29 protein-coding genes and 1 riboswitch are annotated in these 26,964 nt (G+C 64.7%); of the genes, 13 read left to right on the top strand and 16 right to left on the bottom strand.

Going from position 1 to position 26,964, the window contains the following annotated elements; genetic code table 11:
* Position 1 precedes the first annotated feature (1 nt).
* Positions 2-616 (bottom strand): methionine biosynthesis protein MetW, encoded by a 615-nt coding sequence (gene metW / locus F3H96_RS19735; protein ID WP_149803396.1) that lies wholly within the window; start codon positions 614-616, stop codon positions 2-4.
* Between the two features lie 79 nt (positions 617-695).
* A complete protein-coding gene (locus F3H96_RS19730; RefSeq protein ID WP_149803395.1) occupies positions 696-1,865 on the bottom strand; it encodes a homoserine O-acetyltransferase in 1,170 nt (389 codons plus the stop codon).
* A gap of 94 nt (positions 1,866-1,959) precedes the next feature.
* Positions 1,960-2,037: riboswitch (SAM riboswitch) on the bottom strand.
* A gap of 132 nt (positions 2,038-2,169) precedes the next feature.
* Here F3H96_RS19730 and hisC point away from each other — a divergent pair.
* Both hisC and F3H96_RS19720 read left to right on the top strand, forming a co-directional pair.
* Positions 2,170-3,273 (top strand): histidinol-phosphate transaminase, encoded by a 1,104-nt coding sequence (hisC, locus tag F3H96_RS19725; RefSeq protein ID WP_149803394.1) that lies wholly within the window; start codon positions 2,170-2,172, stop codon positions 3,271-3,273.
* Positions 3,274-3,279: 6 nt separating this feature from the next.
* Positions 3,280-4,215 (top strand): prephenate/arogenate dehydrogenase family protein, encoded by a 936-nt coding sequence (locus tag F3H96_RS19720; protein ID WP_188131460.1) that lies wholly within the window; start codon positions 3,280-3,282, stop codon positions 4,213-4,215.
* 319 nt (positions 4,216-4,534) lie between these two features.
* On the opposite strand, the gene F3H96_RS19715 is transcribed toward F3H96_RS19720, so the two are convergent.
* Together F3H96_RS19715 and F3H96_RS19710 are read right to left on the bottom strand one after the other, a co-directional pair.
* A complete protein-coding gene (locus tag F3H96_RS19715; protein ID WP_149803392.1) occupies positions 4,535-5,470 on the bottom strand; it encodes a sugar kinase in 936 nt (311 codons plus the stop codon).
* Between the two features lie 7 nt (positions 5,471-5,477).
* A complete protein-coding gene (locus tag F3H96_RS19710) occupies positions 5,478-6,476 on the bottom strand; it encodes a DUF2125 domain-containing protein (RefSeq protein ID WP_149803391.1) in 999 nt (332 codons plus the stop codon).
* Positions 6,477-6,600: 124 nt separating this feature from the next.
* Between F3H96_RS19710 and F3H96_RS19705 the strand changes: the two genes are divergently transcribed.
* From F3H96_RS19705 to F3H96_RS19695, 3 genes are all read left to right on the top strand, one after another.
* Positions 6,601-7,122: a gamma-glutamylcyclotransferase gene (locus F3H96_RS19705; RefSeq protein WP_149803390.1), complete on the top strand. Its 522-nt coding sequence runs from the start codon at positions 6,601-6,603 to the stop codon at positions 7,120-7,122.
* Positions 7,123-7,357: 235 nt separating this feature from the next.
* Positions 7,358-8,305: an aldo/keto reductase gene (locus tag F3H96_RS19700; RefSeq protein WP_149803389.1), complete on the top strand. Its 948-nt coding sequence runs from the start codon at positions 7,358-7,360 to the stop codon at positions 8,303-8,305.
* Positions 8,306-8,531: 226 nt separating this feature from the next.
* The gene (locus F3H96_RS19695) at positions 8,532-9,152 is read left to right on the top strand and encodes a LysE family translocator (RefSeq protein WP_149803388.1); all 621 of its coding nucleotides are present in this window, start codon (positions 8,532-8,534) and stop codon (positions 9,150-9,152) included.
* Between the two features lie 4 nt (positions 9,153-9,156).
* Here F3H96_RS19695 and F3H96_RS19690 read toward each other — a convergent pair whose 3' ends face one another.
* Together F3H96_RS19690 and F3H96_RS19685 are read right to left on the bottom strand one after the other, a co-directional pair.
* Positions 9,157-9,951: a 1-acyl-sn-glycerol-3-phosphate acyltransferase gene (locus tag F3H96_RS19690; RefSeq protein ID WP_149803387.1), complete on the bottom strand. Its 795-nt coding sequence runs from the start codon at positions 9,949-9,951 to the stop codon at positions 9,157-9,159.
* 82 nt (positions 9,952-10,033) lie between these two features.
* Entirely contained in the window at positions 10,034-10,936 is a 903-nt protein-coding gene (locus F3H96_RS19685; protein WP_149803386.1) for a LysR family transcriptional regulator, read from the bottom strand.
* Between the two features lie 102 nt (positions 10,937-11,038).
* Here F3H96_RS19685 and F3H96_RS19680 point away from each other — a divergent pair, with 102 nt between their 5' ends.
* The gene (locus tag F3H96_RS19680) at positions 11,039-11,590 is read left to right on the top strand and encodes a peroxidase-related enzyme (RefSeq protein WP_149803385.1); all 552 of its coding nucleotides are present in this window, start codon (positions 11,039-11,041) and stop codon (positions 11,588-11,590) included.
* A 93-nt stretch (positions 11,591-11,683) separates the two neighbouring features.
* Entirely contained in the window at positions 11,684-12,310 is a 627-nt protein-coding gene (locus F3H96_RS19675) for a pyridoxamine 5'-phosphate oxidase family protein (RefSeq protein ID WP_149803384.1), read from the top strand.
* Here F3H96_RS19675 and F3H96_RS19670 read toward each other — a convergent pair.
* The 3 genes from F3H96_RS19670 to ftsE all read right to left on the bottom strand — a co-directional run bounded on the left by F3H96_RS19670 (position 12,307) and on the right by ftsE (position 14,830).
* Entirely contained in the window at positions 12,307-12,996 is a 690-nt protein-coding gene (locus F3H96_RS19670) for a YdcF family protein (RefSeq protein ID WP_244620067.1), read from the bottom strand. The two genes, F3H96_RS19675 and F3H96_RS19670, sit on opposite strands and share 4 nt — an antisense overlap.
* 195 nt (positions 12,997-13,191) lie before the next feature.
* The gene (locus F3H96_RS19665) at positions 13,192-14,178 is read right to left on the bottom strand and encodes an ABC transporter permease (RefSeq protein ID WP_149803382.1); all 987 of its coding nucleotides are present in this window, start codon (positions 14,176-14,178) and stop codon (positions 13,192-13,194) included.
* The gene (ftsE, locus tag F3H96_RS19660; RefSeq protein WP_149803381.1) at positions 14,171-14,830 is read right to left on the bottom strand and encodes a cell division ATP-binding protein FtsE; all 660 of its coding nucleotides are present in this window, start codon (positions 14,828-14,830) and stop codon (positions 14,171-14,173) included. The genes F3H96_RS19665 and ftsE overlap by 8 nt, the downstream gene beginning before the upstream one ends.
* 180 nt (positions 14,831-15,010) lie before the next feature.
* Between ftsE and F3H96_RS19655 the strand changes: the two genes are divergently transcribed.
* From F3H96_RS19655 to F3H96_RS19645, 3 genes are all read left to right on the top strand, one after another.
* Complete coding sequence (locus F3H96_RS19655) at positions 15,011-15,646, top strand: hypothetical protein (RefSeq protein ID WP_149803380.1); 636 nt, start codon at positions 15,011-15,013, stop codon at positions 15,644-15,646.
* A 19-nt stretch (positions 15,647-15,665) separates the two neighbouring features.
* Complete coding sequence (gene hpt / locus F3H96_RS19650; protein ID WP_149803379.1) at positions 15,666-16,208, top strand: hypoxanthine phosphoribosyltransferase; 543 nt, start codon at positions 15,666-15,668, stop codon at positions 16,206-16,208.
* Positions 16,209-16,292: 84 nt separating this feature from the next.
* A complete protein-coding gene (locus F3H96_RS19645; RefSeq protein WP_149803378.1) occupies positions 16,293-16,664 on the top strand; it encodes a response regulator in 372 nt (123 codons plus the stop codon).
* Here the strand turns inward: F3H96_RS19645 and F3H96_RS19640 are convergent.
* Positions 16,647-17,612: a DMT family transporter gene (locus tag F3H96_RS19640; RefSeq protein WP_188131459.1), complete on the bottom strand. Its 966-nt coding sequence runs from the start codon at positions 17,610-17,612 to the stop codon at positions 16,647-16,649. The two genes, F3H96_RS19645 and F3H96_RS19640, sit on opposite strands and share 18 nt — an antisense overlap.
* A gap of 294 nt (positions 17,613-17,906) precedes the next feature.
* Between F3H96_RS19640 and F3H96_RS19635 the strand changes: the two genes are divergently transcribed.
* Complete coding sequence (locus tag F3H96_RS19635; RefSeq protein ID WP_149803377.1) at positions 17,907-18,791, top strand: LysR substrate-binding domain-containing protein; 885 nt, start codon at positions 17,907-17,909, stop codon at positions 18,789-18,791.
* A gap of 35 nt (positions 18,792-18,826) precedes the next feature.
* Here F3H96_RS19635 and F3H96_RS19630 read toward each other — a convergent pair whose 3' ends face one another.
* From F3H96_RS19630 to F3H96_RS19620, 3 genes are all read right to left on the bottom strand, one after another.
* Positions 18,827-19,198 (bottom strand): glyoxalase superfamily protein, encoded by a 372-nt coding sequence (locus F3H96_RS19630; RefSeq protein WP_149803376.1) that lies wholly within the window; start codon positions 19,196-19,198, stop codon positions 18,827-18,829.
* 23 nt (positions 19,199-19,221) lie between these two features.
* Positions 19,222-21,813 (bottom strand): TIGR02302 family protein, encoded by a 2,592-nt coding sequence (locus F3H96_RS19625; protein ID WP_149803375.1) that lies wholly within the window; start codon positions 21,811-21,813, stop codon positions 19,222-19,224.
* Positions 21,814-21,927: 114 nt separating this feature from the next.
* Positions 21,928-22,869 carry a threonine/serine dehydratase gene (locus F3H96_RS19620; RefSeq protein ID WP_149803374.1) on the bottom strand — a complete coding sequence of 314 codons (942 nt, stop codon included), beginning with the start codon at positions 22,867-22,869 and terminating at the stop codon, positions 21,928-21,930.
* Positions 22,870-22,919: 50 nt separating this feature from the next.
* On the opposite strand from F3H96_RS19620, the gene F3H96_RS19615 reads away from it, so the two are divergent.
* Entirely contained in the window at positions 22,920-23,222 is a 303-nt protein-coding gene (locus F3H96_RS19615) for a metalloregulator ArsR/SmtB family transcription factor (RefSeq protein ID WP_149803373.1), read from the top strand.
* 15 nt (positions 23,223-23,237) lie between these two features.
* Here F3H96_RS19615 and lysA read toward each other — a convergent pair whose 3' ends face one another.
* The 3 genes from lysA to argH form a co-directional block, all read right to left on the bottom strand.
* Complete coding sequence (lysA, locus tag F3H96_RS19610; protein ID WP_149803372.1) at positions 23,238-24,506, bottom strand: diaminopimelate decarboxylase; 1,269 nt, start codon at positions 24,504-24,506, stop codon at positions 23,238-23,240.
* 54 nt (positions 24,507-24,560) lie between these two features.
* Positions 24,561-24,767 carry a lipoprotein gene (locus tag F3H96_RS19605; protein WP_149803371.1) on the bottom strand — a complete coding sequence of 69 codons (207 nt, stop codon included), beginning with the start codon at positions 24,765-24,767 and terminating at the stop codon, positions 24,561-24,563.
* 75 nt (positions 24,768-24,842) lie between these two features.
* On the bottom strand, positions 24,843-26,243 hold the full coding sequence (gene argH / locus F3H96_RS19600; protein WP_149803370.1) for an argininosuccinate lyase: 1,401 nt from the start codon (positions 26,241-26,243) through the stop codon (positions 24,843-24,845).
* A 32-nt stretch (positions 26,244-26,275) separates the two neighbouring features.
* Between argH and F3H96_RS19595 the strand changes: the two genes are divergently transcribed.
* A complete protein-coding gene (locus tag F3H96_RS19595) occupies positions 26,276-26,959 on the top strand; it encodes a TlpA disulfide reductase family protein (protein ID WP_149803369.1) in 684 nt (227 codons plus the stop codon).
* Positions 26,960-26,964 lie beyond the last annotated feature (5 nt).

The following is a 26,964-nucleotide window of genomic DNA, read 5'->3' as shown; positions in this document are numbered from 1 at the left end:
ATCATCGCTTCAGCAAAAACACTGCCTGCTGGCCGAAGAAATTCCAGAACCACCAGGGCATCGAAAGGCCGATCTTCTGGCCGTTGGCGTCGAGCGCGGTCGCCTTCTCGACCGTCGCGCCGAGCTCCTCGCACAGATTGACGAAGTCGCGGATGGTGCAAAAGTGGATGTTGGGCGTGTCGTACCAGGAGTAGGGCAGGTCCTTGGTGACCGGCATCCTGCCCTTGATCAGCAGCGAAAAGCGCACGCGCCAGTGGCCGAAATTAGGGAAGGAGACGATGGCGCGGTTGCCGATCCTGAGCAACTGGTCGAGCACGACCTTCGGGTTGCGCGTCGCCTGCAGGGTCTGCGACAGCACGACGAAGTCGAAACCCTGGTCGGCGTAGAATTCGAGGTCGGTGTCGGCGTCGCCCTGGATGACGGAGAGGCCGCGCGCCACGCATTCGTTGACGCCACGCTGCGACAGTTCCAGCCCGCGGCCGTCGACCTGCTTGGTCTCCTGCAGAAGCTCCAGAAGCAGGCCGTCGCCCGAGCCGACATCGAGCACGCGCGAATTCGGCGGAATGAGATCGGCAACGACCTCGAGGTCGACGCGCTGGGCGCGGTTGACGCTCATGGCTTCGCCTCCTGCATGGCGCATGATCCCGGTACGCAAAGTCTGCAACTTTTTGCGTTCGCTGACCTTCGGTTCGGGGTCATGCGCTGAGCCCCCTGGCGCGGGCGGCGGAGGCGATGAAGCCGTTGATGGCAGCGAACAGTTCCGGCTCGTCGAGCAGGAAAGCGTCGTGGCCGCGATCGGTCTCGATCTCGACGAAGGAGACGGAAGCGCCGGCGGCGTTCAGGGCGTGCACGATCGAGCGGCTCTCCTCGGTCGGAAACAGCCAGTCGCTGGTGAAGGATACCAGGCAGAAGCGCGTTCTGGTGCCGGCGAAAGCATCGGCGAGCCGCCCGCCGTGATCGGCGGCAAGGTCGAAATAGTCCATGGCGCGGGTCAGATAGAGATAGGAATTGGCATCGAAGCGGTCGACGAAGGTCATGCCCTGATGGCGCAGGTAGCTTTCGATCTGGAAATCGGCATCGAAGCCGAAGGTGAGCGCCTCGCGGTCCTGCAGGTTGCGGCCGAACTTGCGATGCAGCGCCGCTTCCGAAAGGTAGGTGATGTGCGCGGCCATGCGCGCGACGGCGAGGCCTTTTTCCGGGCGCTTGCCGAAATCGATATATTTGCCGCCATGCCAGTCTGGATCGGCCATGACGGCTTGTCGGCCGACCTCGTGGAAGGCGATGTTCTGGGAGGAATGGCGGGCGCCGGTGGCGATCGGCAGGGCGCAGAACACGCGCTCCGAATGGCTGGCCGCCCATTCCAGAACCTGCATGCCGCCCATGGAGCCGCCAAGCACGCAAAACAGTTTTTCGATACCGAAATGGTCGACCAGCATCGCCTGCGCGCGCACCATGTCGCGGATGGTGATGATCGGCAGGTCGAGCCCGTAAGGCTTGCCGGTCGCCGGATTGGTCGAGGCCGGGCCGGTCGAGCCGAGACAGCCGCCGACGACGTTGGAGCAGATGACGAAGAAACGGTTGGTGTCGATGATCTTGCCGGGGCCAACCAGCACCTCCCACCAGCCCGGCTTGCCGGTCACCGGGTTGGTGTTGGCGACGTGCTGGTCGCCGGTCAGCGCATGGCAGACGAGGATGGCGTTGGAGCGCGCGTCGTTGAGCGTGCCGTAGGTCTGGTAGGCGATCTGGAAAGGCGCAAGGAAGGTGCCGGCGTCAAGCTTCAGCGGCTTGTCGAGGCCGAACTGCAGCACCGGGCTCGACGGGTGGTCGGCCTCGTCCTTGGTTCTTGCAGCGCGCTGAGCGGCCATGTCCGTCCCCATCCTGTCCGCATCGGTCGCGTCCCGGTGCGGTGTCCGGCCAGCAGCGGACAATAAAAAACCGGCTTGCCGTCGCAAAGCCGGTTACAGGTTGCAAACGGCCCTTTAGCGAGTTGTTTAACGTGGCTGCAAGCCGACCGGCCAAATCACCACGGAAGTCTGGCAGTCCTTCTAGGGCCAGCGCCGCGCTTCGTCAACGGGGCAGCATGCTTGCGCAAGCGCCGGCACTCGACATTCCGGGCCATGGCCTGTATTTCCGCTGCGGCCTTGAGGCCCCTCTCGACGGATTTGTGACATGAAGCAGGATCAGCCCCGTCCGACGCCCCGCGCAGGCATCATGGACATCGAGGCCTATGTGCCGGGCAAAAGCACGGCGCCCGCCGGTGTGACGAAAGTCTACAAGCTGTCATCGAACGAAAATCCACTGGGGCCTTCGCCCAAGGCGATCGAAGCCGCGCGCGAAGTGGCGGCTAGGCTGGACGTTTATCCGGATGGTTCCGCCCGCCGGCTGCGCGAGGCGATCGCCGAAGTGCACGGCCTCAACCCGGCAAACATCATCTGCTCCAATGGCTCCGACGAGATCCTCGGGCTACTGGCGCAGACCTATCTCGCGCCCGGCGACGAGGCCGTGTTCACCGAGCACGCCTTCATGGTCTACAAGATCTACATCCAGGCGGCCGGCGCCAAGCCGGTGGCGGTCAAGGAAACCGACGAGCGCGCCGATATCGATGCGATCCTCGCCGCGATCACCCCGGCGACGCGGATCGTGTTCCTCGCCAATCCGAACAATCCGACCGGCACATATGTGCCGTTCCAGGAGGTGCGCCGGTTGCACGCGGCGCTGCCGAAGGACGTGCTTCTGGTGCTCGACGCAGCCTATGCCGAATATGTGCGGCGCAACGACTACGAAGCCGGCATCGAGCTGGCCGGCAGCTCCGAAAACGTGGTGATGACCCGCACCTTCTCCAAACTCGGCCTCGGCGGCGCGCGCGTCGGCTGGATGTACGGGCCGGCGCATATCGTCGATGCGATCAACCGGGTGCGCGGCCCCTTCAACGTCAACGCGACCGCGATCGAAGCCGGCATCGCCGCGATCCGCGACCGCGCCCATATCGAGCGCAGCGTGGCGCATAACGAGAAATGGCTGGCCTGGCTCAGCGCGGAGCTGACGGGACTTGGCCTGCGCGTCACGCCAAGCGTCGGCAATTTCTTGCTGATCCACTTCCCCGAAGGCAAGAAGCACTCGGCGGCGGCCGCGGACGACTACCTCAGTGCACGCGGTTACATCCTGCGCCGCGTTACCGGGTACGGCTTCCCCAATGCGCTGCGCATGAGCATCGGCACTGAAGAGGCCAATCGCGGCGTCGTCGACGCGCTCAAGACCTTCCTGAAAAGCTAGCACACCATGGCATCACCGATGTTCGAGAAAATAGCGCTGGTCGGCATCGGCCTGATCGGCTCGTCGCTGGCCCGCGTCATCCGCCGCGAAGGCCTGGCGCGCCACATCGCCATCGCGACGCGCAGCGCATCGACGCTCAAGCGCGCCGAGGAGCTTGGCCTTGGCGATTCCTACAGCACCGATGCCAGCGAAGCCGTGCGCGGTGCCGACCTTGTCATCGTCTCGGTTCCGGTCGGGTCATCCGGCGAGGTCGCGGCCGAAATCGCGCCGGCGCTGAAGAAAGGCGCCATCCTCACCGATGTCGGCTCGACCAAGGCCTCGGTGATCGCGCAGGTTGAGCCGCATGTGCCGGACGGCGTGCACTTCATCCCCGGGCATCCGCTGGCAGGCACGGAAAAGTCCGGCCCGGATGCCGGCTTCGCCGAGCTCTTCGAGAATCGCTGGTGCATCTTCACACCGCTGCCGGGTACCGATCCGGTAGCACTCGAGAAGCTTTCGGAATTCTGGCGGCGCTGCGGTTCCAATATCGATACGATGGACCCGCAGCATCACGACATGACCTTGGCCATCGTCTCGCACCTGCCGCATATCATCGCCTACAACATCGTCGGCACCGCCGACGATCTGGAAGCGGTGACCAAGAGCGAGGTCATTAAATATTCCGCTTCCGGTTTCCGCGACTTCACCCGCCTTGCCGCCTCGGACCCGACCATGTGGCGCGACGTGTGCCTGCACAACAAGGACGCGATCCTGGAGATGCTGGCGCGTTTCTCGGAGGACCTCGCCTCGCTGCAGCGCGCGATCCGCTGGGGCGATGGCGAGAAGCTGTTCGACCTCTTCACCCGCACCCGCGCCATTCGCCGCTCGATCATCGAGGCCGGCCAGGACATCGACGTACCGGATTTCGGCCGGCAAGCGGTCGAGCACCCGGCCAAACCCTAGGCTTCCGCACCGGATTTTGACCGGTCGGCTATGTCTGCGGCGGAAGGTGATAGATCTTCGAGATTGGCCGAAACGCCCACTCGGTCGTCATTCTCGGGCTTGATCGGCTTGACCCGAGAATCCATTCCGTGACGTTCGACATAGGGTGCAGCGGCGCAAAATTCTGTAACCGCTGCAATGCTTTAGCGTCACGGCATGGATCCTAGGTCTGCGCGTGGCTTCGCTCCTTGCTCCGCCCTAGGATGACGAGATGGGTAGACCGTCCGCCAAACCCCAGAGCTAGCACCGATCTCACGGCAAGGATGGTGAAGTCGAGGACCTAATCTTGTCCCGATGGCGGCCAATAGGTCGCCATCATGGCTAGCGTCTCGGCCCTGCCAGGCGCGCCAAGCCGGCCGCCGAAGCTTAGGCATTTGAGCGCGGCGGCGGCGCTGGCGAAGCGCAGGGCTTCTTCCATGGGCATGGCCTCGGCGAGGCCGACGGCGAAGGCGCCGTGGAAGACGTCGCCGGCGGCAAGCGTGTCAACCGCCTTGACCTTCGGAGCCTCGACATGGCGCACGCGCCCGGCCGTCCGGTCATGCCACCAGGTGCCGGCGGCGCCACCGGTCACCGCGACGAAGGCATCGGTGCGCGAGGCGAGGTCGGCGCAGGCGCTTTCAGGGTCGAGCGCGTGGCCGCAGACGATGCGCGCCGCCGGTTCGGAGGCGACGATATGCGAGGCCAAGGGCAGCAGGCGCTCCAGCACTTCGACCGGCGCGGTGTCGGCGTCCAGGATCGCCGGGCGGCCGATCGATCTGGCCGCGCCCAGGGCGAGTGCCGCGGCGCCAGGCCAGCGCACGTCGGTGAGCACGGCATCGAAGGCGGACAGGTCGGCTAGCGGCAGAGCCGCGGGATCGGCTTGCGTCTTTTTGTCGTAGAAAGGGACGATGATGCGCTCGCCATGCGCATCCACCAGGATCGCGGCCAGCGCCGAACGCGCGCCGACAACGCGACGGATGAGGCTGCAGTCGACGCCTTCGGCCTGAATGTCGGCGATCAGCCGGTCGCCGACCGGATCGTCGCCCGCGCTTGCCCAGAGCGAGACCTCGGCGCCGAGCCGATGCGCGGCGCAGGCGGCGCTCGTCGCCATGCCGGAGGCGATCTGGACACCGTCGCCAGCGATGAACTTGCCCTGATGCGCAGGCAGGGTCTCGACGCGTAGGATGGTGTCGAGGGTGAACGCGCCGACGCTGAGCAGTCTGACCGGCTTCGCCATCGCTGCGTTACTCGAGTGGCTTGATCTTGCCCAGCGGGATGAAGCCCAGCGAGGCCTTGCCCTTGACGATCCTGAGCGGCAAGGAAGGCTCCTTGCCGAGCATGGCAATGCCGGCAAATCCCCGCTCGATTTCACTTCTGTGCTCCGGTATGGCGTCCCCAAGGATGGCTGCCACTGCCTTGGGGTCCTTAAGCTTGATCGTCAGATTTGCGTCGATCATGCCTTCAGCGTCGACCGACAGGGGTCCCGACACGGTGATGCGTGCCGTCCCGTACGACAGGTCGAAACCAGCGATGTCGATCGACTGGCCGCGCAGGCTCTTCGGCGGCGCGGCAATCAACGCCACACCGTTCTTAAGCGTCACCTCGCCGCTGCCGTCAAGCGCCGGCAGCGCGCGCCCGCCAATGGCATCCGCATTGATCTCCAGATCGCCGAAGCTGCCGGCATAGTTGATATCCTGGCCGACCGGCTGCAACTGGCCGGCCGCCTTGCCGGCGCTGAACAATTGCATGGGATCCGTGTCGTCTTGCGGATCGGTCTGACCGGAGAGCCCTTCGGCCCGCAGCGAAACGCTCCTCGGCAGCGGCCATGACACTTTGACATTGGCCTGCAACTGGTCCCAATCGATCCAGAGCGGCGGCATGCCGGGCGCCATGGTCCTCAGCGGCCCGCGCAGGTCGGCGACCGGCGACAAAGGTCCGGTGATGTCGGCGACGGCGTTGAAGCTTCCGGTGGAGGCGGCGACTTTCCGGGCGTCGTCCTCATAGGCGATGTTGTCGCAGGAGACCGTGAAGCTCATCGGATAGCCGCTGACGGCGAGGTTGGCGCAGCCGGCGGCGATACCCTTGCTGCCCAGTCTCGCCACCGCCTGGTCGGCTTCGGTCTTGAGCCTGTCGGCGAGATAGAACCAGCCGCCGCTGTAGATGGCGAAAAGCACGACAAGAAATGCGGCAAGCCAGAATAGCCGGCGGCGAAGTTTGGGCGGTCGCTCGTCACTTGACGTCATGCTGTGGCTCTCGTTAACCCCTCATGTGGCGAGCGGGCATTCACTCTCACGCAAACAGCGGGGGACAGAAGAAGCACCTTGACGGTGCGGTGTCGCTCACTCGAATGCGATCAGGCTTGGCGATATGGGCGATTTTTGGGTTTTTGGCTATGGGTCGCTGATCTGGCGGCCCGGATTCGCCCATGTCGAGACACGCCGCGCCCGGCTCTACGGCTACCGGCGCTCGCTTTGCGTCTATTCCTTCGTGCATCGCGGCACGCGCGGGCGGCCTGGCCTGGTGCTCGGCCTCGACCGGGGCGGCTCCTGTATCGGCCTGGCCTACCGCGTTCCCGGCAATTTGCGCGACGAGGCGCTTTCCTATCTGCGCGAGCGTGAGCTGGTGACCAGCGTCTATCGCGAACGTCTTCTCGATATCCGGCTGGATGGCAGCGGTTCGGTCGAGGCGATCGCCTACATCGTCGACCGGCAGCATGAGCAATATGCCGGCGCGCTCGACGCCGATCATGCGGCCGAAATCGTTCGCGGCGCCGTCGGCCAATCCGGGCGCAACGAGGACTATGTTCTCAGCACGCTCGAGCACCTCGAGGCGCTCGGCATCCGCGATCACTGGCTGGAGGAGGTGGGCCGCAAGGTCGCATCTTCGTGATGGGCATTTCCGGCGAAATGATCGCCTCCAATGCTCTACCTCTTTGTTTTTACGCAATCCAGGACGCAAGGCTACGACGAAACCGCCGAGCCTGGCCCTGCGCACCTTCGCTGGAATTGCTCTGGTCCGATCAAAAAAGCAAAGCCATGCCTTTGACCTCGGCCGGGCACGACCTAGCTTAGCGGCAACCCATCCCCCCAGGCATCAGGCCCTTCCAGCATCACGGAGATCAGTCTTGCAGAAACGCCGTCTCGGTCGCACCGACCTTTCCATCGCGCCGCTGGTCCTGGGAGGCAACGTCTTCGGCTGGACCGCCGACGAGAAGACTTCGTTCGATCTGCTCGACCGGTTCGTCGGCGCAGGCTTGAACGCCGTCGACACGGCCGATGCCTATTCGCGCTGGGCTCCCGGCAACAAGGGCGGCGAATCGGAAACCATCATCGGCAAATGGATGAAAAGCCGCGGCAACCGCGACAAGGTGGTGATCATCACCAAGGTCGGCTCCGACATGGGCCAGGGCAAGCGCGACCTCTCCGCCGCGTATATCGAAAAGGCGGTCGATCAATCGCTGAAGCGGCTGCAGGTCGATGTCATCGACCTTTATCTGTCGCATTGGCCAGATCCGGCGACGCCTTACGAGGAAACGCTCGGCGCCTTTCAGCGCCTGCTCGAAAAGGGCAAGATCCGCTATCCCGGCTGCTCCAATCTCGACGCCGGCCAATTGCGCGCCGCGCTCGATGTCGCTAGCCTGCGCAGCCTGCCGCGTTACGAGGTTCTGCAGCCTGAATACAATTTGTACGATCGCTCGTCGCTCGACGGACCGCTGCTCGATCTCTGCAAGGCGGAGGATATCGGCGTCATCACCTATTTCAGCCTGGCGAAGGGATTCCTGAGTGGCAAATACCGCAGCAAGGCCGATCTCGGCCAAAGCGCGCGCGGCGAGGGTGTCGCCGGCTACCTCAACGAGCGCGGCATGCGCATCCTTTCCGCGCTCGATGCCTTGGCCGAGCGCCATTCGGCCAAGCAGGCGGAAGTGGCGCTGGCCTGGATCATAGCGCGGCCGGGCGTCACCGCGCCGATCGCCAGCGCCACGACGCCGGCGCAGATGGACAGTCTGATCCGCGCCGCTTCGCTCAAGCTTTCGGCCGACGATATCGGGGCGCTCGACCGCGCCAGCGCCTAAGGCGTGTTGATCTTCAGGTGAGGCCAGTCTGCAAATGGCGGCTTCCTGCGCTTCCGGTGCTCACGTACTTCAAGTACGCTCCGCTCCGGTTCTCGGAAGCCACCATTTTCGACTTGCCCTGACCTGAATCTCAAAACGCCTTAATGCAGTAGACGCGCGCACAATCGTCCAAGACCGCCATGACGATCCCTCTTAAATCTCCCGCATCGCGGCAGGAGGGTTCGGCATGGCCGGTGGCATTCCGGGCGCAGCGCAGTCCTGGCAGCAAGTGCTGGCGCTCGTCCTGGCAGCGACGGTTGTAATGGGCAGCCCGGGACCGGCGACCATCAGCGTGACCGCGGTCGGCGCGGCTTTCGGTCTGCGCCCTTCGCTGGGTTACACTTCGGGCATCGTGCTCGGCACGATTGCCGTGCTTCTGGTCGTCGCCGCCGGGATCGTCGGCATGTTGGCCTCCATGCCCGCGCTGGCGACGGTGCTGTCGATCCTTTCGGCCGCCTACATCTTCTATCTGGCTTTCAAGATTGCAACCGCGCCGCCATTGGCCGAACGCGCAAGCACGGCGACGAAGCCCGATTTTCTCGGCGGCTTCATGCTCGCCGTCGCCAACCCGAAAGCGTATGTGGCGATCGCCGCCGTCTTCGCCGGCGCCGCGTCGCAGGCCGACACGCTCGGCACCTCTACCAGGCTGCTGGTGCTTGCCGCGATGATCGTGGCCATCCATGTGGTTTGGCTGCTCGCCGGAACGGCTTTCGCACGCTTCCTGCGCAATCCTGTGGCCTCGCGGATCATCAATCTGGTGTTCGCCGCAACGCTGGTGCTGACCACCGCGCTGGCGGCGCTGCGATAGCGGATCAGGTCCTTGCGGTTACGCCGAGTTCGGCCAACCGTCGCGCCGCCGTCGGCGGCATGGGCGGCGGGTTCGGCGCCTGCGCCGCCTCGACAAGCAGCTGGTCGCAGGCGGCTTCGGTCTCGCCGATCAGCCGCTGCATGAATTCTTCCTTCTCGAGCCCCGGCGGGATCGCCGGCAGGAAGCGGGCCTTGATGGTGCCCGGATAGCGCAGGAACTTGCGGCGCGGCCAGTAGAGACCGGCGACATGGGCTACCGGCACGACAGGAACGCCCAACTGCGCATAGAGCTCGACAATGCCGTATTTGTAGGACGGCTCGGCGCCCGGCGGGCGGCGCGTGCCTTCGGGATAGATGATGAGCTGGCGCGGATTGCGATCCATCTCCTGCCTGGTCGCGGCGACGACGGCCTTGAGCGCCTTCGAGCGGCTGCCGCGGTCGACCGGGATCATGCGCATCTTCAAGATGTACCAGCCGAAGAAGGGGATCCAGGTCAGCTCCCGCTTCAGGATATAGAGCGCGTCGTCGAGATAGGGGAAAAACGCGATCGCGTCCCAGAAGGACTGATGTTTCGGCGCCAGGATGAAGGACCCCTCCGGCAGGTTCTCTACCCCGGTTATTTCACTCTTGGTCGCGGCGACCTTGTCATAGAGCCACATCGATGTGCGCGACCAGAATTTCGGCACGAACCAGGCGCGGTGGCGCGGCGACAGGAAATAATAGGGCGTCCAGAAGATCATCTGGACGATCAGGCTGAGGTAGAAGACGAGGTTGAACGCCAGCGAGCGGATGATGAGCATGCAAAAGGCCCGGTGAGGAAGTGTGGGGTTGGTTACACCAAGCGGCAGCAAAAAGGAAACGGGACGGTGCTCGGATGCGCCCCTACAAGGATCGCGCCAGCCGCTCCTTCAGGCGCGGTGCGGCGAAATCGAGGAAGGCTCGCAGCTTCACCGGCAACCGCGCCTGACCGGCATGAACGAGGCTCACTGGCCAGGGCGGCGGTTCGAACGGCTCCAGCACCAGCCGCAGCGTGCCGACACGCACGGCGGCGTCGGCCTGGTAAGAGAGGACTTTCGTCAGGCCGAGCCCGGCAATCGCGGCATCGATCGCCGCCTCGGCGGTGTTGACCTGGAGGCGTGAGCGGACGGGAACCAGGGCTTCGGTCTTGCTCGTGCCGAAGCTCCACGTGGTGGGCGAGGCCAGCCCTTCGAAGGTGATGCAGTGGTGGCCGGCAAGCTCCTGCGGTCGCGTCGGCATGCCATGCCCGGCGAGATAGGCCGGGCTAACGCAGACGACCCGCCGGATCGTGCCGACGCGGATTGCGACCATGGCCGAATCCGGCAGCTCGCCGATGCGCACCGCCAGATCGATGTGCTCCTCGACCAATTGGGTAACGCGGTCCGACAGGGTCAGACGGATGGTCACCTCGGGATAGACAGCGAGAAAGTCGGTGATGACGGGCAGCACATGCAGACGACCGAAGACAACCGGCGCCGTGATGACCAGTTCGCCGGTCGGGCTAGCATATTCGCCTGCCGCGGTGCGCTCCGCGTCGCTCACCTCGTCCAGGATGCGGCGGCAGGCGGCCAGATAGGACTGGCCGGCATCGGTCAAGGTCAGGTGCCGCGTCGAGCGGTTGAGCAGGCGCGTCTTCAAATGTTTCTCCAGGTCGGAGAGCCTGCGGCTGACGGTGGCCAGCGGCACGCCGACGCGCCGCGCGGCGGCGGAAAGGCTGCCGGCCTCCACCGTGGCGACGAACAGGGACATAGCGTCGAGGCGATCCATGGTCCTTCCAAAAAATGGAATAATGGATTGCAACAATGCCATCTAAATTTTGCTGATGGAAGAATGCATCTTCGTCCGATCACGGATCCGACAGGAGTTCACATGTCCCGCATTCCCACGCCTGAAACCATCGCGGACGCACCGGACGCTTCGCAGCCGATGCTCAAGGCCGTCGAGAAACAGCTCGGCGTCGCGCCGAACCTGTTTCGGTTGGTCTCCAACAGTCCCGCAGCGTTGCAGGGTTATCTCGCCATGTCGGCGGCACTGGCCAAGGGGCGTCTGCCGGCGTCGACGCGGGAGCGCATTGCACTGGCCGTCGCGGAGATCAACGGCTGCAGCTACTGCCTTTCCGCCCACACCTATCTAGGCAAGAACCTGGCTCATCTGGACGACATGGAGATCGCCGCCAACCGGGGTGGAAGCTCCAACGATATCAAGGCCGCGGCGGCCGTCCATTTCGCCGCCAAGGTCGCCCGCGAGCGCGGCCGTGTCGGCGAGACCGAACTCGAGGCGGTGAGGCGCGCCGGCTACGACGACGCGCAGATCATCGAGATCGTGCAGCATGTCGCTCTGAACCTCTGGACCAACTACATCAACGAGGTTGCAGGAACGGAGGTGGACTTCCCGGTCGTTGCCGCCCGTCGGGTCGCCTGAGGCGCGTATGGCGGCGGAGGTGCGGAACGCGCGCGATCCGGCGCGTCGCGCAATTTTCCTGGAACTGATGTAAATTAGCCGGAGGACGTTGCCATGAATGCTCACGCCTTCACCAGCGATGTCGCCTTCACGCCCACCGTCAAGGCCATCCAGTCCCGTAAGGGGTCGCGCGATTCCTACGCGCGTGTCGAGCAGCGCGGCGGCTGGCGGGCAGCGATCACGCCAGATCTTGCCGCCTTCATCGAAGCGCAGACCAGCGTGTTCCTCGCAACAGCCAACGCCGAGGGCCAGCCTTACATCCAGCACCGCGGGGGGCCGGCCGGCTTCCTCAAGGTGCTGGACGAGCATACGATTGGCTTTGCCGATTTTTCCGGCAACCGGCAATTCATCACCCAGGGCAATCTAGAGGACAACGAGCAGGCCTTCCTGTTCCTGATCGATTACATGCTGCGGCAGCGCATCAAGGTTTGGGGCAAGGCGCGCGTCGTCGAAAATGAACCCGGGCTGACGGCAAGGTTGATGCCGCCGGATTACAAGGCGCGGCCGGAACAGGCGATCCTGTTCACGGTCTCGGCCTGGGATGCCAATTGTCCGCAGCACATCCCGCAGCGATTCGAGGCGGCCGATGTCGCTGCCGCCCTTGCCGAGCGCGATCGGCGAATCGTCGATCTGGAACAGGAGATCGCCCGCCTACGCGGCAGCGCGCCGAGCGAGGTTTAGTTTTTAGAAATCGCGGAGGCTTCCGCGAGCGTGACGCCCTCGGGCGTCGGGCGAAGCGGCAGGAAGCCGCGCGCCAGCGACAGCACATATTTGCTGTATTCGGTGAGCAGAACGCGCAGCGCTTCCGGCTTGGTCAACCAGCCGCCATTGCCGAGATTGGTGTTGACCACCGGATAGGGCTCGAGCCGCGCGCCATGCAGCAGCCGGCTCATCTCGAGCAGGCTGCGCGGCATATGGTAGTTGTTGGTGACGATGATGATGCTGCCATAGGCGTGGTTCTCCACCCATTTGGCGCTTTCCTCGGCATTGCCGATGGTGTCGAGCGCGGCGCGGTCGATGTCGACGCAGCAGGAGAAGAGCTGCTTGTCGCCGCCCATGGCGGCCTGCAACTGGCGTTTGGTAGCCGAGGGATGGACGCCGCTGATCAGCAGCCGCTGGCCCTTGCCGGACGCCAACAGGTCCATCGCCGCGTCGAGCCGCGACTGTCCGCCGGTGAGCACGATGATGGCATCGGCCTTGGCTGGATTGGGCGGGGTGGTCATGTGGCTGACCTTGTCGGCAAACCACCCGAAGCCACCGGCAAAAAGCACCAGCACGGCGAGAACGACGAAACCGCAGATGCGCAGGGAGCGCCGCAGATGACCCGACCCGTGGGGCGCAGCAGCGCACGCAAGCCCAACTGGCATCTGCCCAGCCGTCCCGGTCGTGTCCCGCAAGTCCATCATCCCCAGGTTAATCCTGAAAACATCCTATGGTTAACTCCGAAATGCGACCTTTGATAGGTAAGACGGCGCACATTGCGTTACGGCAAGTGTTCGGTGTGTGATCGTTGTCCTGTTCGTATATAGCGCTTGGCGCCACTTTCGGTTGGGGTTCATGGCTCAGCCTCCATCCGGCTGGCGAACGTCTATGTCGCTCAGATAGGCGACGACGGTGGCGTGCGAGGTTGCCGCGGTCAGCACGCCGATCACCAGCACCATCAGCCCGACGCCGAAATAGCCGGCGGAGCCGATGGCGAAATTGCCGAACAAAGCGGTCGCCTGGTCGGCCTGGGGCGTGGCCATGTTGCGCGACGACCACCAGGAAAAGACGATGAAGACGGCGATCGCCAACGCCCCGCCGGCGGCGGCGCCCTTCATGCCGGTGACCAGGAAATGCCAGCGGAACTCGCGCGCGATGAAGCGCGCCTCGGCGCCGACGAAATGCAGCACCTCGATGATGTGGCCATTGCCGGCCATGGCGCCGCGCGTGGCGAACACCACAGTCAGCACCGTTGCCGACAGCATCAGCACCAAAACGGCGATGCCGATGGTCACCGTCGTGCGCGCCATGGCGACCAGCCGGTCCACCCAGGTGCGGTGATCGTCCAGCGCGGCGGTCGGTATTTTCGGGGCGATGGCGGCGCGCATGGCGGCAAAGTCCGGCGGACTGGCTTCGTCGATGGTGACGACGATCAGGCGCGGCACCGGCAATTCGTCGATGTTGAGGCCGCTGCCCAGCCACGGCTCCAGCAGGCGCGCTGTGGCGTCGCGGTCGATGATCTTGGTGCCTTTCACGCCAGGGAACTCGCTGGCGATCTGCGAGGCCAGGGCAAGCGCCGCCTCCATATCGAGACCGTCGGCCGGCTTGATCTGGATCGTCGCCTCGCGCGAGATCTGGTTTTCCCAGACAGAGGCGGTATCACGCACCAGCGTCACCGCGCCGAAGGTCAGGCAGGACAGGAAAGTCATGATGGCGATGACCAGCACCAGCGCCCGGCCGGCGATGTTCTGTGCGGGCACGATCGGCGCCGTCTTGCGCTGGACACGCCGGACCGTCGTCGTCTGCGCGGTTTCATTCTGGAGGTGATCGGCCGGAAAGTCAGTCATAGACGTCCAACCTTCCGCCGGCCAGGATCATGCGGCGCGCGTCGACCTGTTCCATGAGGCCGAGATCATGGGTGGCGATCACCACCGCGGTGCCCAGCCGGTTCAGTTCGATGAAGAGCCTGAGCAGCCGGCGCGCCAGCGGCGGATCGACATTGCCGGTCGGCTCGTCCGCAAGCAGTATCTCGGGCTGTTCGATCAGCGCGCGCGCGATCGCGGCGCGCTGCTTCTCGCCGCCCGACAGCACCGGCGGCAGCACATGCATGCGATCGCCGAGGCCAACCCATTTCAAGAGTTCGGTGACATCGGTGCGGTAGCTCGCCTCCTCGCGCCCGCGCACGCGCAGCGGCAGGGCCACGTTCTCATAGGTGGTCATGTGGTCGAGCAGGCGGAAGTCCTGGAACACAACGCCGATGCGGCGGCGCAGCAGCGGCAAGTCACTGCGCGAAATGCGCGCGCGATCCTTGCCGAAGATGGTGATCAGGCCGCGTGTCGGCTTCAGCGACATGAACAAAAGGCGCAGCAAGGTCGTCTTGCCGGCGCCCGAGGGGCCGCTCAGGAACTGAAAGGAGCGCTCCGGAATGTGCAGGGAAATGTCGCGGAGGATTTCCGGACCCATGCCATAGCGGAGGCCGACATTTTCGAAGCGGATCACGTTCGGCGACCTGAAACTTTCGGCGGCGACGCGCCACAATCTACTTTAACAGACCATCGGCCGGCATGGTTAACCGGCGGTTAATTTTTCGACATTCAGCGTTCGTCATAGCCATTCCGGTGGGGAAGCGTTAACCAATTCCGTTTACGCAAAAGAAACGAAGACTGCACTGGTGCCGCAATGGCTGACGAGAGAACCGCGCGCCCTGTTTCCGGCGAAATCATGACCGGCACGGCAACGCGCGCCGCGGTGGAGCGTGGCATGTTCGGTGCGGCCGACGTCGTCGACGCCGACTATGTGGTGCTGCCGCGTTTTGCCGCTCACCCGGAACCGGCGGCCCCGCCGCCGCAGATTCCTTCGACGCCGTCGATCCAAGGCATGGGCATGCTGCGTAAGCAGGAGGCCGCGCCGTGGCGATCCTCGCGCGGCGGTCCGATGTTCTGGACCGCCGGTGTCGGCATAGCGCTGGTCTCCTTCTGGGTGTCGGGCGGTCATGCGCTGGTGCGGCAGGGCACCTTGCGGGCGACCGCGGAGCCGGCGAGCGCACTGACCATTTCCGGCGTGACGTCGCGCATCGATGCCTCGGGCTTGAAACCGGTGCTGTTCGTCGACGGCGAGGCGGCGAATGACGGGGCAGGGCCGCAGATGCTGCCGCCGCTCGAAATCCGCGTCACCGACAACAACAGCAACATCATCCGCTACAGGGTGGGGACATCAAACCGTTCCCTAGGGCCCGGCGAAAGATTCGGCTTTTCCAGCCGCCTCGATGTGCCTAAAGACGGCGTAAGAACAGTCTCTGTAATCTTCGCCGGCTAGGCGATCTGGAAGGTGGTTGATGCCAGTTGTACGCGGCAAGGACATCGAGGTCCTGTTTTCGGCGTCGGCGATCGCGCGCCGCAATCTCGAACTCGCCAAGGAAATCGCCGGGCGCGACTACCACGATCTCCTGGTGATCTCGATCCTGAAAGGTTCGTTCGTCTTCGCCGCCGATCTCATTCGCGCCATGCATGATGTCGGCCTGTCGCCGGAAGTCGAGTTCATCTTCATCTCGAGCTACGGCGCCGGCACCACGAGCGGCGAGGTCAGGGTGCTGCGCGATATCGACAACGAGGTCGCCGGCCGCGACGTGCTTTTGATCGACGACATACTGGAATCGGGCAAGACGCTTTCCTATACCCGCGGCCTGATGCTTTCGCGCGGCGCCAAGAGCTGCGCCATCGCCGTTCTGCTCGACAAGCGGATGCGCCGCCAGACCACGCTCAATGCCGACTATGTCGGCTTCGACTGCCCGGATTACTTCGTCGTCGGCTACGGCATGGACGTCGCCCATGCATTTCGCGAATTGCCGTTCGTCGGGGTGGTGAAGGGCGATGCCTGACGTGGCGCCGAAGCCATCATCGAAAAGCTGCCGATCGTTAGAATTTTCAGAAAACATCAACGTTTCGGCGGCATCTATCTCGGCATGGCAAAGCTTCTGATCGTCGAGGACGATGAGTCCGTCCGCACCCTCGCTGCCCGCGCGCTCGAGCGCGACGGCCACAACGTCACCATCGCCACCGACGGCGCGCAAGGGCTGGACATGATCCGGCAAGCGCGGGGCGGCTACGATCTGGTGGTGTCCGACATCCGCATGCCGGAGATGGACGGCATCGAGATGGCGACGGAAGCGGCGAAGCAGTTTCCGTCAATGAAGATATTGCTGATGACCGGCTATGCCGACCAGCGCGAGCGCGCCGAGGAACTCAACGGCATCATCCTCGACGTCGTGCAAAAGCCGTTCACGCTTGCCGAGATCCGCGCCCGCGTCGGCCGGGCGTTAAGCTGCTTCGCCTGAGAGCGCATCGGCCGTGACCGCGACCGCCGGCGCGGCACTTCGCCGCCGCTCGCCGTTGAGCGCAAGCAGGCCGGCGCCGATGATCAGTGCCGCGCCCAGCACTGTCGTTGCGCGCGGCACCTCGGCGAAGAACAGAAAGCCCCAAAGCGGCGACCAAAGGATGCCGGTGTATTCGAAAGTGGCGACGCGGTTGGCCGGCGCCATCCGGTAGGCCTGCGACAGCAGGATCATGCCGGCGGACGCGACAAAGCCGCAGGCGGCCATTTTCAGGAAATCCGGCAGCGTCGGCCACACCCATGGCCGCACCAGGAATTCCACGCTTGGATGCGCCGCATGGGTGATGCCGGCGAGATGGAAGACGGCTGCAACGGCAACGGCGCCGCTGAGATAGGCGCCGTTCTGATAGAAGGCCATCACGGTCGACGATTCGGTGTCGCCGATCCGGCGTGCCATCAGTTGTGAAAAGCCGTAGAGGAAGGCCGAGCCCAGCGACAGCAGTGCCGCCCAGTCGAACACCCCGGCGCCCGGCCGCACCATCACAAGGACGCCGACCAGGCCGATCAGCACCGTTGCCAGCGTTTTCCACGAGACGCGCTCGCCGAGATAAGGGCCGGCCATCGCCATGATGAACAGCGGCGCCATGAAATAGAGCGCAACCGCGTCGGCCAGCGGCAAAGCGGCGATCGCCAGATAGTAGACCGTGTAGGACGAGAACTGGATGAAGGCGCGCAGCGTCAGCATGCCGAAGCGCTTCGACAAGACCGCCTTCAGGCCGACATCGGCTTGGACGAGCACGACCAGGATCGGCAGCGCGACGATGGCGCGGATCGCCATCACCTCGGTCACCGGATAACCGCCCGACACCGCCTTCACCAGCGGATCCTGCAGCGAAAAGACCAGCACGCCGAGGCAGAGGCTCACAATGCCAAGCACCATCCGGTTCTGCATCAGTATCGGCCCCCCGCGAGCTGCCCGGAGCGGCTCAGCCAGCCGATCCGCTCCAAGCATTCGTCTTGCAAGCAAACCCGGACGGAAAAACGCAAAGCGCCTTCCTGGAATTGCCCCTAAAAAGAACCCGCCACCATTTTCAGGCGGCGGGTATCGAGTGAGGACTCTTCGATTGGTCCGCGGCCGATTTCGCGACCGCATATCCAATGGGTGGAGCGACTATCCTGCGGCTTTTGACATGTTGCAAACGAATTGGGATGATGCCAGCAATCAAATTTGCTTATGGCGAGATCGATGAAGCCCGTGCTCGACAGCGACCTTCTGCGCACCTTTGTGGCAGTGGCCGAAACAGGCAATTTCACACGCGCGGCGGAGAAAGCCGGGCGCACGCAATCGGCGGTGTCCATGCAGATGAAAAAGCTGGAGGACATGGTCGGCGACCATCTGTTCGAGCGCGGTTCACGCGGGGTGGCGCTGACACGCCGCGGTGGCGAGCTCATCGCCAACGCGCGCCGGATCGTCTCGCTGCTCGACGAGACGGCGGCGTCGCTGGTGGCGCAGCCGCTCGGCGGGCTGGTGCGCATCGGCATCCCGGCGGAATATGGCCGTTCGATCCTGTCGCGGGCGCTCGGCGAGTTCGCCAAGCGCCATCCGCGCGTGGAGGTCACGGTGCGCTACGCGCATTCGGATTCGCAGGTGAGGGCGCTTGCGGCCGGCGAGCTCGATCTCGCCGTTGTGTTCGAATGGGAAGGCTCTTCCGGCGGCGAGGTGCTGATGCACGACCCCACGGTATGGGTGACCTCGACGCTGCACCACATGCATGAGGAACGGCCGGTGCCGATCGCGCTCTACAGCCGCAATGGCTGGTGCCGCGACTTCGCCATCAAGTCGCTGCAGCAGCGCGGCCTCGACTATCGCGTCGCTTACACCAGCGATACCAATGGCGGCCTGACGCTTGCCGTCACCTCGGGCCTGGCGATCGCGCCGATCTCGCGCAGCAACATCCCGTCCGATTGCCGCGAACTGACGGCCGCCGACGGTTTCGGCGACATCGATTCCTCAAATGTCGTGCTGCACCGCAATCCGCTGGCGACCGGCGAGGCGATCGACGGCATGGAGAACGCGATCCGCGAGGCTTTCATGCTGACCAGGCAAGCGGGCGCCGTGGCCGATCGTTGACGCTGCCTGTCGCCATTTGCCGCGGATGGCGTAGGTTAAGCTTGGTCACGTTCGTAGAAGGTCAGACGGTTGCCGAACGGATCGATGACCGTGACCTCTTTCGTCTCCCACGGCGTCGTCTCCAGGCCCGGCCTGTTGAAGCGATAGTTCTTGGCCTTGAACTCGCGATGCAGGGCGACGATGTCGACCACTTCGATGCGGGCATTGGCGCCGGGCGAACCGTCGCCATGGTGTTCGCTCAGATGCAGCTCGCAGACGTCGCGCGCGATGCCCATGTAAAGCGGGGCGTTGTCGTCGAAGCGATGCTCGAAGCGGACCTCGAAACCGAGGAAGTCGAGGTAGAATTCCCGCGCCTTGGCGATGTCGAACATGCGCAGGATCGGCGTGACGGTTCCAAGCTTCGGCATGACGGCGATCCGCAAGTGGCCCGCTATTTCAGTTCCAGCAGCCGTTCGAGATAGCTGCGCTCGATGTCGGGGCTCAGCGCGTTGCCGAGCCGCTTACGGATCGCGTCGAGGATCTGGCGGGCACGCTGCACATCGATCTCATCGGGAACCTTGACCGAGGTGCCGTCATCCGGGCCGTTGGTGGCGCGCGGCCGGCCGAGCGGATCGCGATCGGCATCCTGCTCGCGGCCGCCCTGCTCGCTGCCGCCCTGATCGCCCTGCATGGCCTGCATCTGCTTCATCATTTCCTTGGCGCCGCGGCGCAGCGCCTCCAGCGCGCGGCCCTGGTGGCCGACGGCCTGGTCGCCATCGCCCTGGCCAAGCGATTGCTCGGCGTCGCCCATCGATTTGCCGGCCTCGCCGAAGCCCTCGTTGGGCTCCATGCCTAGGCCCTCGAGTCCCTTCTTCAACTGGTCGAGCTCGCTCTGCAGCTGTCCCTGGCCTTCCTGCAGCTGCTTCAGTGCATCGGCCAGGTCCTTCGGCGACATTTTCGGCCGCCCCAGCGGATCGCGGTCCTGGCCGGGGCCTTGCCGCTGCTGCTGGTCATCGGACTGGCCCTGTTCGCCATCCTCGCCAAGCTGCTGCTCGCCGCCCTCGCCACGCTGCCCGCGCTGCATCTGGTCCAGGCGGAAGGTGTCGTTCATCATCTCCTGCTGGCGGCGCATGATATCGCCCAGCTTGTCCATCTGCTGGCGCAGCTCGCTGTCCTGCTCGCCGCCCTGCTGCTGGCGGCCGGCCTGCAGGTTGTTCATCATGTCCTGCAGTTCGGAGAGAAGCTGCTGGGCCTTGTCGCGATCACCCGATTTGGCCAGGTTCTCGATCTGGTCCATCATGCGGTCGATGTCGCTTTGGCGCAGCTCGCGGCCGTTCTGCTGCATCTGCGGCGCGTTCGGGTTCTGCTGCGCGCGCTGGGCGAATTCCTGCAGGAACTGGTTCATCGCCTCGCGCAGTTCCTTCATCGCCTTTTCGATCTCCTGATCGCTGGCGCCGTTCTTGATGGCGTCCTGCAACGCCTGCTGCGCCTGGCGCAGCCGCCGCTCCGCGGCCGACAGGTTGCCTTCCTCGATGCCGAGCGCGATTTCCCAGAGATAGGACACGACGTTGCGCAACTGGTCGTCGCTCTCGGACAGCTTCAGCCGGCTCCTGGCGCTCATGATGGCGAGATAGTTCGACATGTTGTCGAACGTGTCCTCGGGACGCAGCGTGATCGCATCGATCAGGTCGAGAACGCGCGGCTTGGCATTGGTGTCGAGGGCCAGCAGCCGGCGCTGTTCGACAACCGCGCGCGCCAGCGGGTTGGCGAAGGGCCGCTCGGGCATGACCATCGTCTTGGTTTCGCTGGTCGCGGTGTGACCGGCATCGTCGGTAACGCTCAGCGTCAGCTTGATGTTGCTGCCGGCCCAGACATGCTCGGTCAGGTCCTTGGTCGTCTTGGCCGCATTCGTCTTGCCGCCGCGACGTGGCACTGTCAGCGGCATGTCGGGTGGACCGTAAAGCGGATGGGCGTTGGCCGGCGGCGGCTCGACCAGTTCGAAGACGGCCTTGGCGGAGGCGGCGCCATAATCGTCGTCGATCTGGTAGTTCAGCTCCATGGAGCCATTGACGGCGCGCTTCGGCTCGCCGACGAAGCGGATCGTCGGCGGCTTGTCGGGGATCACGGCAAAGGCCCAATGGCCGAGATCGCCTTCGTCGGACTTCAGCGTCAGCGTGCCGTTGCTACTAAGCTTGCCCGAGAACTGGCGCACCTTGGGCGCTGTCTGACTGGCGGCGGCGGCCGTCCCCTTGGGTGCCGCGGGCTCGATGGCGCGGGCATTGCCGCCGGCATCGGCATAGCTCAGCGTTTCCTCGCCCGAACCGCCGGTGACACGTAGCGAAACGTCGCTGCCTTGCGGCACGGAGAAGGTCTGGACGGCCTGGTTGGCATCGGCGGTCAGGAACAGCGGCGCCTTGCCGGTATAGGCTGGCGGCGTCACCCAGGCATCGATGCGCGGCGGCACGGTATCGCGCGCTGCGCGAGCGACGAAACCGTCGCTGACCCGGCCGCCAAAGGGCCCGAATGAGAAGGCCAGGGCGGTGACGAACAGCAGCCCCGCCACGGCACGCAGGCCCCAGCGGTCGTAATCCGGCACGCTGCTGCGCGGCCGGTCGGCGGCGAGGCTCGACAGCCGCTCGGCCATGCGCTTCTGGTGCTCGCGCCACAGCGCCTGCGAGAAGATGCTCTCGGCGCCGCTCGGCCGATCGGTCTGCACCTGCACCGGGCTGTGCAGCAATTCGTTCGCCGCCTCGATACGCCGGTCGACCTCGGCGGCAGACGGAATGCGGAAGAAGCGGAGCGGATAGAGCGCCGCGATCGCCGCCAGCGCGAACAGGATCAGAAGGCCGATACGCGCCGCGTCCGGCAGACGCGGGAACAGGCCCAACCACGAAAGACTGAAGAACAGGCTGACGACGACCAGCGGCGGCAGCACGAGCGGCCAGCCGCGCTCGAAGACCATCGAGGCCCGCGTCGCCAACCGGCTGAGCGCCAAGCGCCCGGCCAGGCCGCGATCGCCACTGGAAATGGGTCGTTGCGTCATCGGCCCTTCCTGCCCGGGCACAACAGCCCGGACGTCATCGCCAGAAGGATACCAGCAAACACGGCAAAGGCGAGGCGAGTTCCAAAAACGTGAAGCGGTTTGGCCGGATTATGATCAGAAATTGGCGGGATTCGTGTTGGAACCGCAGACCAGGACCGCCACGCGCTCGCCATCCGCCGGCGTATAACGCCCGGAAAGCATGGCTGCGAAGGCCGCCGCGCCGCCCGGCTCGGCGATGATTCGCACGCGATCCCACAGCGCCTTCTGCGCCGCAACGATGTCGTCGTCGCTGACCAGTATCGAGCGCTCGACAAAAGCCTCGGCGATCGGGAACATCATTTCGCCGACGCGCTTGGGCGCCAGCGAATCGGCGGCAATGCCTTCGGCCGGCGCGTCGACCGGTCGGCCGGCCTCCAAGGCGCGGTAAAGCGTCGGCGCGCCCTCCGGCTCGATGGCGATGATGCGGATGCGGCCAGCGAACCAGGCGGCGATGCCGCCGATCAGGCCGCCGCCGCCGACGGCGACCAGAAGCGTGTCGATCCCGGGCAAATCCGCCTCGATTTCAAGGCCGAGCGTGCCTTGGCCGATGAGCGTCTCTTCCTGGTTGAAGGCGTGAACCTGCAAGGCGCCGGTCCTGGCGGCAAAATCCTCGCTGGCGGCGAGCGCCTCGGCATAGCGGGCGCCGCCGACCACCAGCTCCGCGCCGTAGCCGCGAATGCGCGCGAGCTTCGCCGGCGGGCTGACCTCGGGCACGAAGATCGTGGCCTTGTGCCCGAGCTTCATGGCGGCATAGGCGACGGCGGCACCATGATTGCCGCCGGACGCGGCGACCACGCCGGCCTCGGGCACCTGGCGCTCGAGCAGGTTGGTGAAGGCGCCGCGCGCCTTGAAGGAGCCGGAATGCTGCAGGCATTCAAGCTTCAGATCGACCGGAAAGGCCGGGTGGCCGAAATCCGCCATGTCGACGCGCATTACCGGCGTGTGGCGCACATATGGGCGGATGCGCGGTTCGACGGCGGCGATGCGTTCGCGCGTGATCGTTCTGGTGTTCAGCATGGCCCGCTCCTCGGGGTTGACTTCAATTAGTAACTTAGCAAAATGGCTAAATGCAAGAGGTCGACATCTTCAAGGCGATAGCCAATGAGCGCAGGCTGCAGATCCTCGATTGGCTCAAGGATCCACGCGCGCATTTCCGGCCGCAGTCGGACGGCGATCTCGTCGAGGACGGCGTCTGCGCGCTGCTGATCGCCGAAAAGCTCGGCATCACCCAGGCGACGCTCAGCGAGCATATGCGCGTGCTGACCCAGGCGGGCCTGCTCTCGACCAAGCGCACCAAGCAATGGATATTCTATCGCCGCGACGAGGGCCGGATCGCCGAGGCCAGGGCGCTGATCCAAGAGAGGATCTAGCGTCAGGCGTGAGGACTATTTCAGCCAATCCGGGATGGAATCCAGCCTGATCAGGTCCTCGTAGGTCTGGCGTGGCCGCACGACATGGAAACGGTCGCCGTCGACCAGCACTTCCGGCACCAGAAGCCTGGTGTTGTAGGTGCCGGCCTGCACCGCGCCATAGGCGCCGGCGGTGGCGACGGCGATGAGGTCGCCGGCCTTCAGCCTTGGCAAGTCGCGGTCGAGGCCAATGAAATCGCCGGTCTCGCAGACAGGACCGACAACATCGACCTTCATGCGCGGCGTGGAAGCCGGCGGCTGCACCACCGGCCTGATGTCGTGGAAGGCGTCGTAGAGCGTCGGCCGGATCAGGTCGTTCATGGCGGCGTCGACGACGAGGAAGTTCTTGGCGTCGCCTTCCTTCACGTAGATCACTTCCGAGACCAGGATGCCGGCATTGCCGACGATCAGGCGTCCAGGCTCGAACATCACCTTCAGGCCAAGCTTGGCGACGTGCTTCCTGACGATCTCGGCATAGGCGTCGGGCAGCGGCGGCGGACTGTTGTCGACTCGGTAAGGAATACCGAGACCGCCGCCGAGATCGACATGCTCGATGGCGTGGCCGTCGGCGCGCAGCACGCCAACCAGTTCCACCAGAAGCGCGAAGGCGTCGTCGAAAGGCTGCAGCTCGGTGATCTGGCTGCCGATATGGGTATCGATGCCGGTCACCCTGATGCCCGGCAGTTGCGCGGCGCGGGCGTAGACCTGCCGTGCCCGTTGCCATGGAACGCCGAATTTGTTCTCGGCCTTGCCGGTCGAGATCTTCTTATGCGTCCTGGCGTCGACATCCGGATTGATGCGCAGCGAGATGGGCGCCACCTTGCCGAGCGCCACGGCACGCGCCGACAGCAGCTCGAGCTCAGGCTCGGATTCGACATTGAAGCAGAGAATGCCGGCGGAAAGGGCGAAGTCCATCTCCCGCGCGGTCTTGCCGACGCCCGAAAACAGGATCTTGCCGGCCGGTATGCCGGCGGCCAAGGCGCGGCGCAATTCGCCTTCCGAGACGACGTCGGCGCCCGCGCCTTGTCTTGCCAGCGTCTTCAGCACGGCCTGGTTGGAGTTCGCCTTCATGGCGTAGCAGACCAGCGCGTCGAGGCCGGAGAAAGCCTGCTTGAAGACTCGCAAATGCCGGGTCAACGTCGCCGTCGAATAGCAGTAGAAGGGCGTGCCGACTTCGGCTGCGATGTCGGGAATGGCGACGTCCTCGGCATGGAGCACACCGTCGCGGTAATCGAAATGGTTCACGAGGATCGGTTCCGGAAAGTTGGAGCACGATGAGATCGAGCGACCCCGTCGGCTTTAGAGCAAGGGGTCGAGGATGAACTTCCTGTCCTTGACCGGTTTCTCCGGCTCGGGCGGCAGCGGCTGCTTGGCGCGCTCGGCATCCTTGCGCGCCTGCTCCGCCGCCTCATAGGGCGTATCGAGCCCGGTCTTCCTGCCGCAGGCCGTGACGGTGACAACCGCCGCCAGCAGCGCGAGCGTCACCAAAATCCTGCTACGGGTCATCGATCCATCCGTTCGAAATCGTTTCTGGTGCCGCCGCTTTTAGCCGAGTTTTCGGCGCATTGCATCCCGGCAAATTTAAGCCTTGGCGAGCCGCTTTTTCCAGTAGCGGATCTGCTTTCGCACCTCCGACGGCGCGGTGCCGCCGAAGCTGGTGCGGCTCTTCACCGAATTCTGCACGGCAAGCACCGAGAAGATATCGTCGGTGATGCCGGAATGGATCGAACGCAGATCTTCCAGCGAGAGCTTCTCCAGCCCGACCTTCCTCTCCTCGGCAAGCGCCACGGCGCGGCCGGTGACATGATGCGCTTCGCGGAAGGGCAGGCCGAGATTGCGCACCAGCCAGTCGGCAAGGTCGGTGGCGGTGGCGTGACCGGCGCCGGCGGCCTTCTTCATGGCGGCGGCGTTGACGGTCATGTCGCGCACCATGCCGGTCGTCGCCGCCAGCATCAGGTCGAGCGTCTCGGCGGCGTCGAAGACGGCCTCCTTGTCTTCCTGCATGTCCTTGCCATAGGTCAGCGGCATGCCCTTCATCACGGTCAAAAGGCCGACGAGATGGCCGTTGACGCGGCCGGTCTTGCCGCGCACCAGCTCGGCGGCGTCCGGGTTTTTCTTCTGCGGCATGATCGATGAGCCGGTGGAGAATGAATCCGACAGCCGGACGAAGCCGAATTGCGGCGTCGACCAGATGATGATCTCCTCGGCAAGCCTGGACAGATGCGTGGCGCAGATCGCGGCCAGGCTCAAGAATTCGAGCGCGAAGTCGCGGTCCGAAACGCTGTCCAGGGAATTGCGCGTCGGCTCGCGGAAACCGAGCGCCTTCGCCGTCCTGTGGCGGTCGATGCCGAAGCTGGTGCCGGCAAGGGCTGCCGCGCCCAGCGGGCTTTCATCCATGCGCTCGATGGCGTCGCGGACGCGCGAGAGGTCGCGGCCGAACATCTCGACATAGGCCATGCAATGGTGGCCGAAGGTCACCGGTTGCGCTGCCTGCATATGAGTAAAGCCGGGCATCACGGTTGCGGCGTGCTCCTCGGCGCGTTCGAGGAAAGCGGTGATAAGGTCCTTCAGCGCCCGGGCGACGCGCTGGCATTCTTCCTTGACCCAGAGTCTCAGGTCGACGGCCACCTGGTCGTTGCGCGAGCGGGCGGTGTGCAGGCGGCCGGCGGCCGGGCCGATCAGGTCGGCAAGGCGGGCCTCGACATTCATATGGATGTCTTCAAGCCTGGTCGAGAACTCGAAGGTGCCGGCCTCGATCTCTTTCAAGATCGTGTTCAGTCCGTGAGCGATTTTTTCTTGATCGGCCGCCGAAATAATGCCCGTCTCAGCCAACATCTCGCTATGGGCGATCGATCCGCTTATGTCCTGCGCATAGAGTTTGCGGTCGAAGGAGATCGATGCGTTGATCGCTTCCATGATCGCGGCCGGACCCGAGGCAAAACGTCCGCCCCACATCTGGTTGCTGGCCTTCTTGTCGCTCATCGCTATAACCCGTGCTCCGGAGCAGTTTTGAAATGGCAGACGGCAATAGGTTCTTTTTTCCGGCTACCCGCCTCGTCCTCGCCGCCCTGGTGGCGGGCGTGCTGGCCGGCGCGGTCGCGGTATATGTCAGCGAGAGCGGTTCTGGCAACAATGCTCCGGATCAGGTCGCGGCGGTCACCGGCAAGGATGATGCCGCCTGCGCGGCCAAGGCCGGGCGGGCCAAGCAGGTCGCCGCGAAAGCCGTCGGCCAGGTTGCGGCGCTGCAGCCGGCCGACCCGCCGCAATCGCTGAAAGGCCTGGCCTTCAACGGCCCGGACGGCAAGCCGATGACGATCGCCGACCATGCCGGCAAGACGGTGCTGCTCAATCTGTGGGCGACATGGTGCGCGCCATGCCGCGCCGAGATGCCGGCGCTCGACGCGCTGCAGAAGGAAAAGGGAAGCAATGCCTTCGAGGTCGTCGCCGTCAACGTCGACACCGGCGACGATACGAAGCCGAGGAAGTTCCTCAAGGATGTCGGCGTCGAGACGCTCGGCTTTTATCGCGATCCGACGATTGCCCTGTTCAATGAGGCCAAGACGCGCGGGCTGGCGCTCGGACTTCCGGTCTCGATGCTGATCGACCCGGATGGTTGCCTGATCGCGCATATGAACGGCCCGGCCGAATGGTCGAGCCCGGACGCCAAGCGGCTGGTGGAAGCGGCGCTAGCGCCCTGATCGTA

The sequence above is a fragment of the Mesorhizobium sp. NFR06 genome (assembly GCF_900115245.1).
Lineage (GTDB): Bacteria > Pseudomonadota > Alphaproteobacteria > Rhizobiales > Rhizobiaceae > Mesorhizobium.
The sequence above is the reverse complement of the archived record's forward strand: the minus strand, read 5'-3'. Positions and strand labels throughout refer to the sequence as shown.

Coding starts and splice junctions, on each gene's coding strand:
- F3H96_RS19685 (WP_149803386.1), bottom strand. CDS start 10,936: ATGGATCGCCTCGACGCTATGTCCCTGTTCGTCGCCACGGTGGAGGCC.
- hisC (WP_149803394.1), top strand. CDS start 2,170: ATGAAGCAGGATCAGCCCCGTCCGACGCCCCGCGCAGGCATCATGGAC.
- F3H96_RS19640 (WP_188131459.1), bottom strand. CDS start 17,612: ATGCAGAACCGGATGGTGCTTGGCATTGTGAGCCTCTGCCTCGGCGTG.
- F3H96_RS19730 (WP_149803395.1), bottom strand. CDS start 1,865: ATGGCCGCTCAGCGCGCTGCAAGAACCAAGGACGAGGCCGACCACCCG.
- F3H96_RS19605 (WP_149803371.1), bottom strand. CDS start 24,767: ATGACCCGTAGCAGGATTTTGGTGACGCTCGCGCTGCTGGCGGCGGTT.
- F3H96_RS19690 (WP_149803387.1), bottom strand. CDS start 9,951: ATGCTCATCATCCGCTCGCTGGCGTTCAACCTCGTCTTCTACCTCAGC.
- F3H96_RS19705 (WP_149803390.1), top strand. CDS start 6,601: ATGGGCGATTTTTGGGTTTTTGGCTATGGGTCGCTGATCTGGCGGCCC.
- hpt (WP_149803379.1), top strand. CDS start 15,666: ATGCCAGTTGTACGCGGCAAGGACATCGAGGTCCTGTTTTCGGCGTCG.
- F3H96_RS19680 (WP_149803385.1), top strand. CDS start 11,039: ATGTCCCGCATTCCCACGCCTGAAACCATCGCGGACGCACCGGACGCT.
- F3H96_RS19595 (WP_149803369.1), top strand. CDS start 26,276: ATGGCAGACGGCAATAGGTTCTTTTTTCCGGCTACCCGCCTCGTCCTC.
- F3H96_RS19665 (WP_149803382.1), bottom strand. CDS start 14,178: ATGACTGACTTTCCGGCCGATCACCTCCAGAATGAAACCGCGCAGACG.
- F3H96_RS19625 (WP_149803375.1), bottom strand. CDS start 21,813: ATGACGCAACGACCCATTTCCAGTGGCGATCGCGGCCTGGCCGGGCGC.
- F3H96_RS19630 (WP_149803376.1), bottom strand. CDS start 19,198: ATGCCGAAGCTTGGAACCGTCACGCCGATCCTGCGCATGTTCGACATC.
- F3H96_RS19710 (WP_149803391.1), bottom strand. CDS start 6,476: ATGACGTCAAGTGACGAGCGACCGCCCAAACTTCGCCGCCGGCTATTC.
- F3H96_RS19645 (WP_149803378.1), top strand. CDS start 16,293: ATGGCAAAGCTTCTGATCGTCGAGGACGATGAGTCCGTCCGCACCCTC.
- F3H96_RS19615 (WP_149803373.1), top strand. CDS start 22,920: ATGCAAGAGGTCGACATCTTCAAGGCGATAGCCAATGAGCGCAGGCTG.
- F3H96_RS19675 (WP_149803384.1), top strand. CDS start 11,684: ATGAATGCTCACGCCTTCACCAGCGATGTCGCCTTCACGCCCACCGTC.
- F3H96_RS19655 (WP_149803380.1), top strand. CDS start 15,011: ATGGCTGACGAGAGAACCGCGCGCCCTGTTTCCGGCGAAATCATGACC.
- F3H96_RS19620 (WP_149803374.1), bottom strand. CDS start 22,869: ATGCTGAACACCAGAACGATCACGCGCGAACGCATCGCCGCCGTCGAA.
- argH (WP_149803370.1), bottom strand. CDS start 26,243: ATGAGCGACAAGAAGGCCAGCAACCAGATGTGGGGCGGACGTTTTGCC.
- F3H96_RS19695 (WP_149803388.1), top strand. CDS start 8,532: ATGGCCGGTGGCATTCCGGGCGCAGCGCAGTCCTGGCAGCAAGTGCTG.
- metW (WP_149803396.1), bottom strand. CDS start 616: ATGAGCGTCAACCGCGCCCAGCGCGTCGACCTCGAGGTCGTTGCCGAT.
- F3H96_RS19715 (WP_149803392.1), bottom strand. CDS start 5,470: ATGGCGAAGCCGGTCAGACTGCTCAGCGTCGGCGCGTTCACCCTCGAC.
- F3H96_RS19670 (WP_244620067.1), bottom strand. CDS start 12,996: ATGCCAGTTGGGCTTGCGTGCGCTGCTGCGCCCCACGGGTCGGGTCAT.
- F3H96_RS19720 (WP_188131460.1), top strand. CDS start 3,280: ATGGCATCACCGATGTTCGAGAAAATAGCGCTGGTCGGCATCGGCCTG.
- F3H96_RS19635 (WP_149803377.1), top strand. CDS start 17,907: ATGAAGCCCGTGCTCGACAGCGACCTTCTGCGCACCTTTGTGGCAGTG.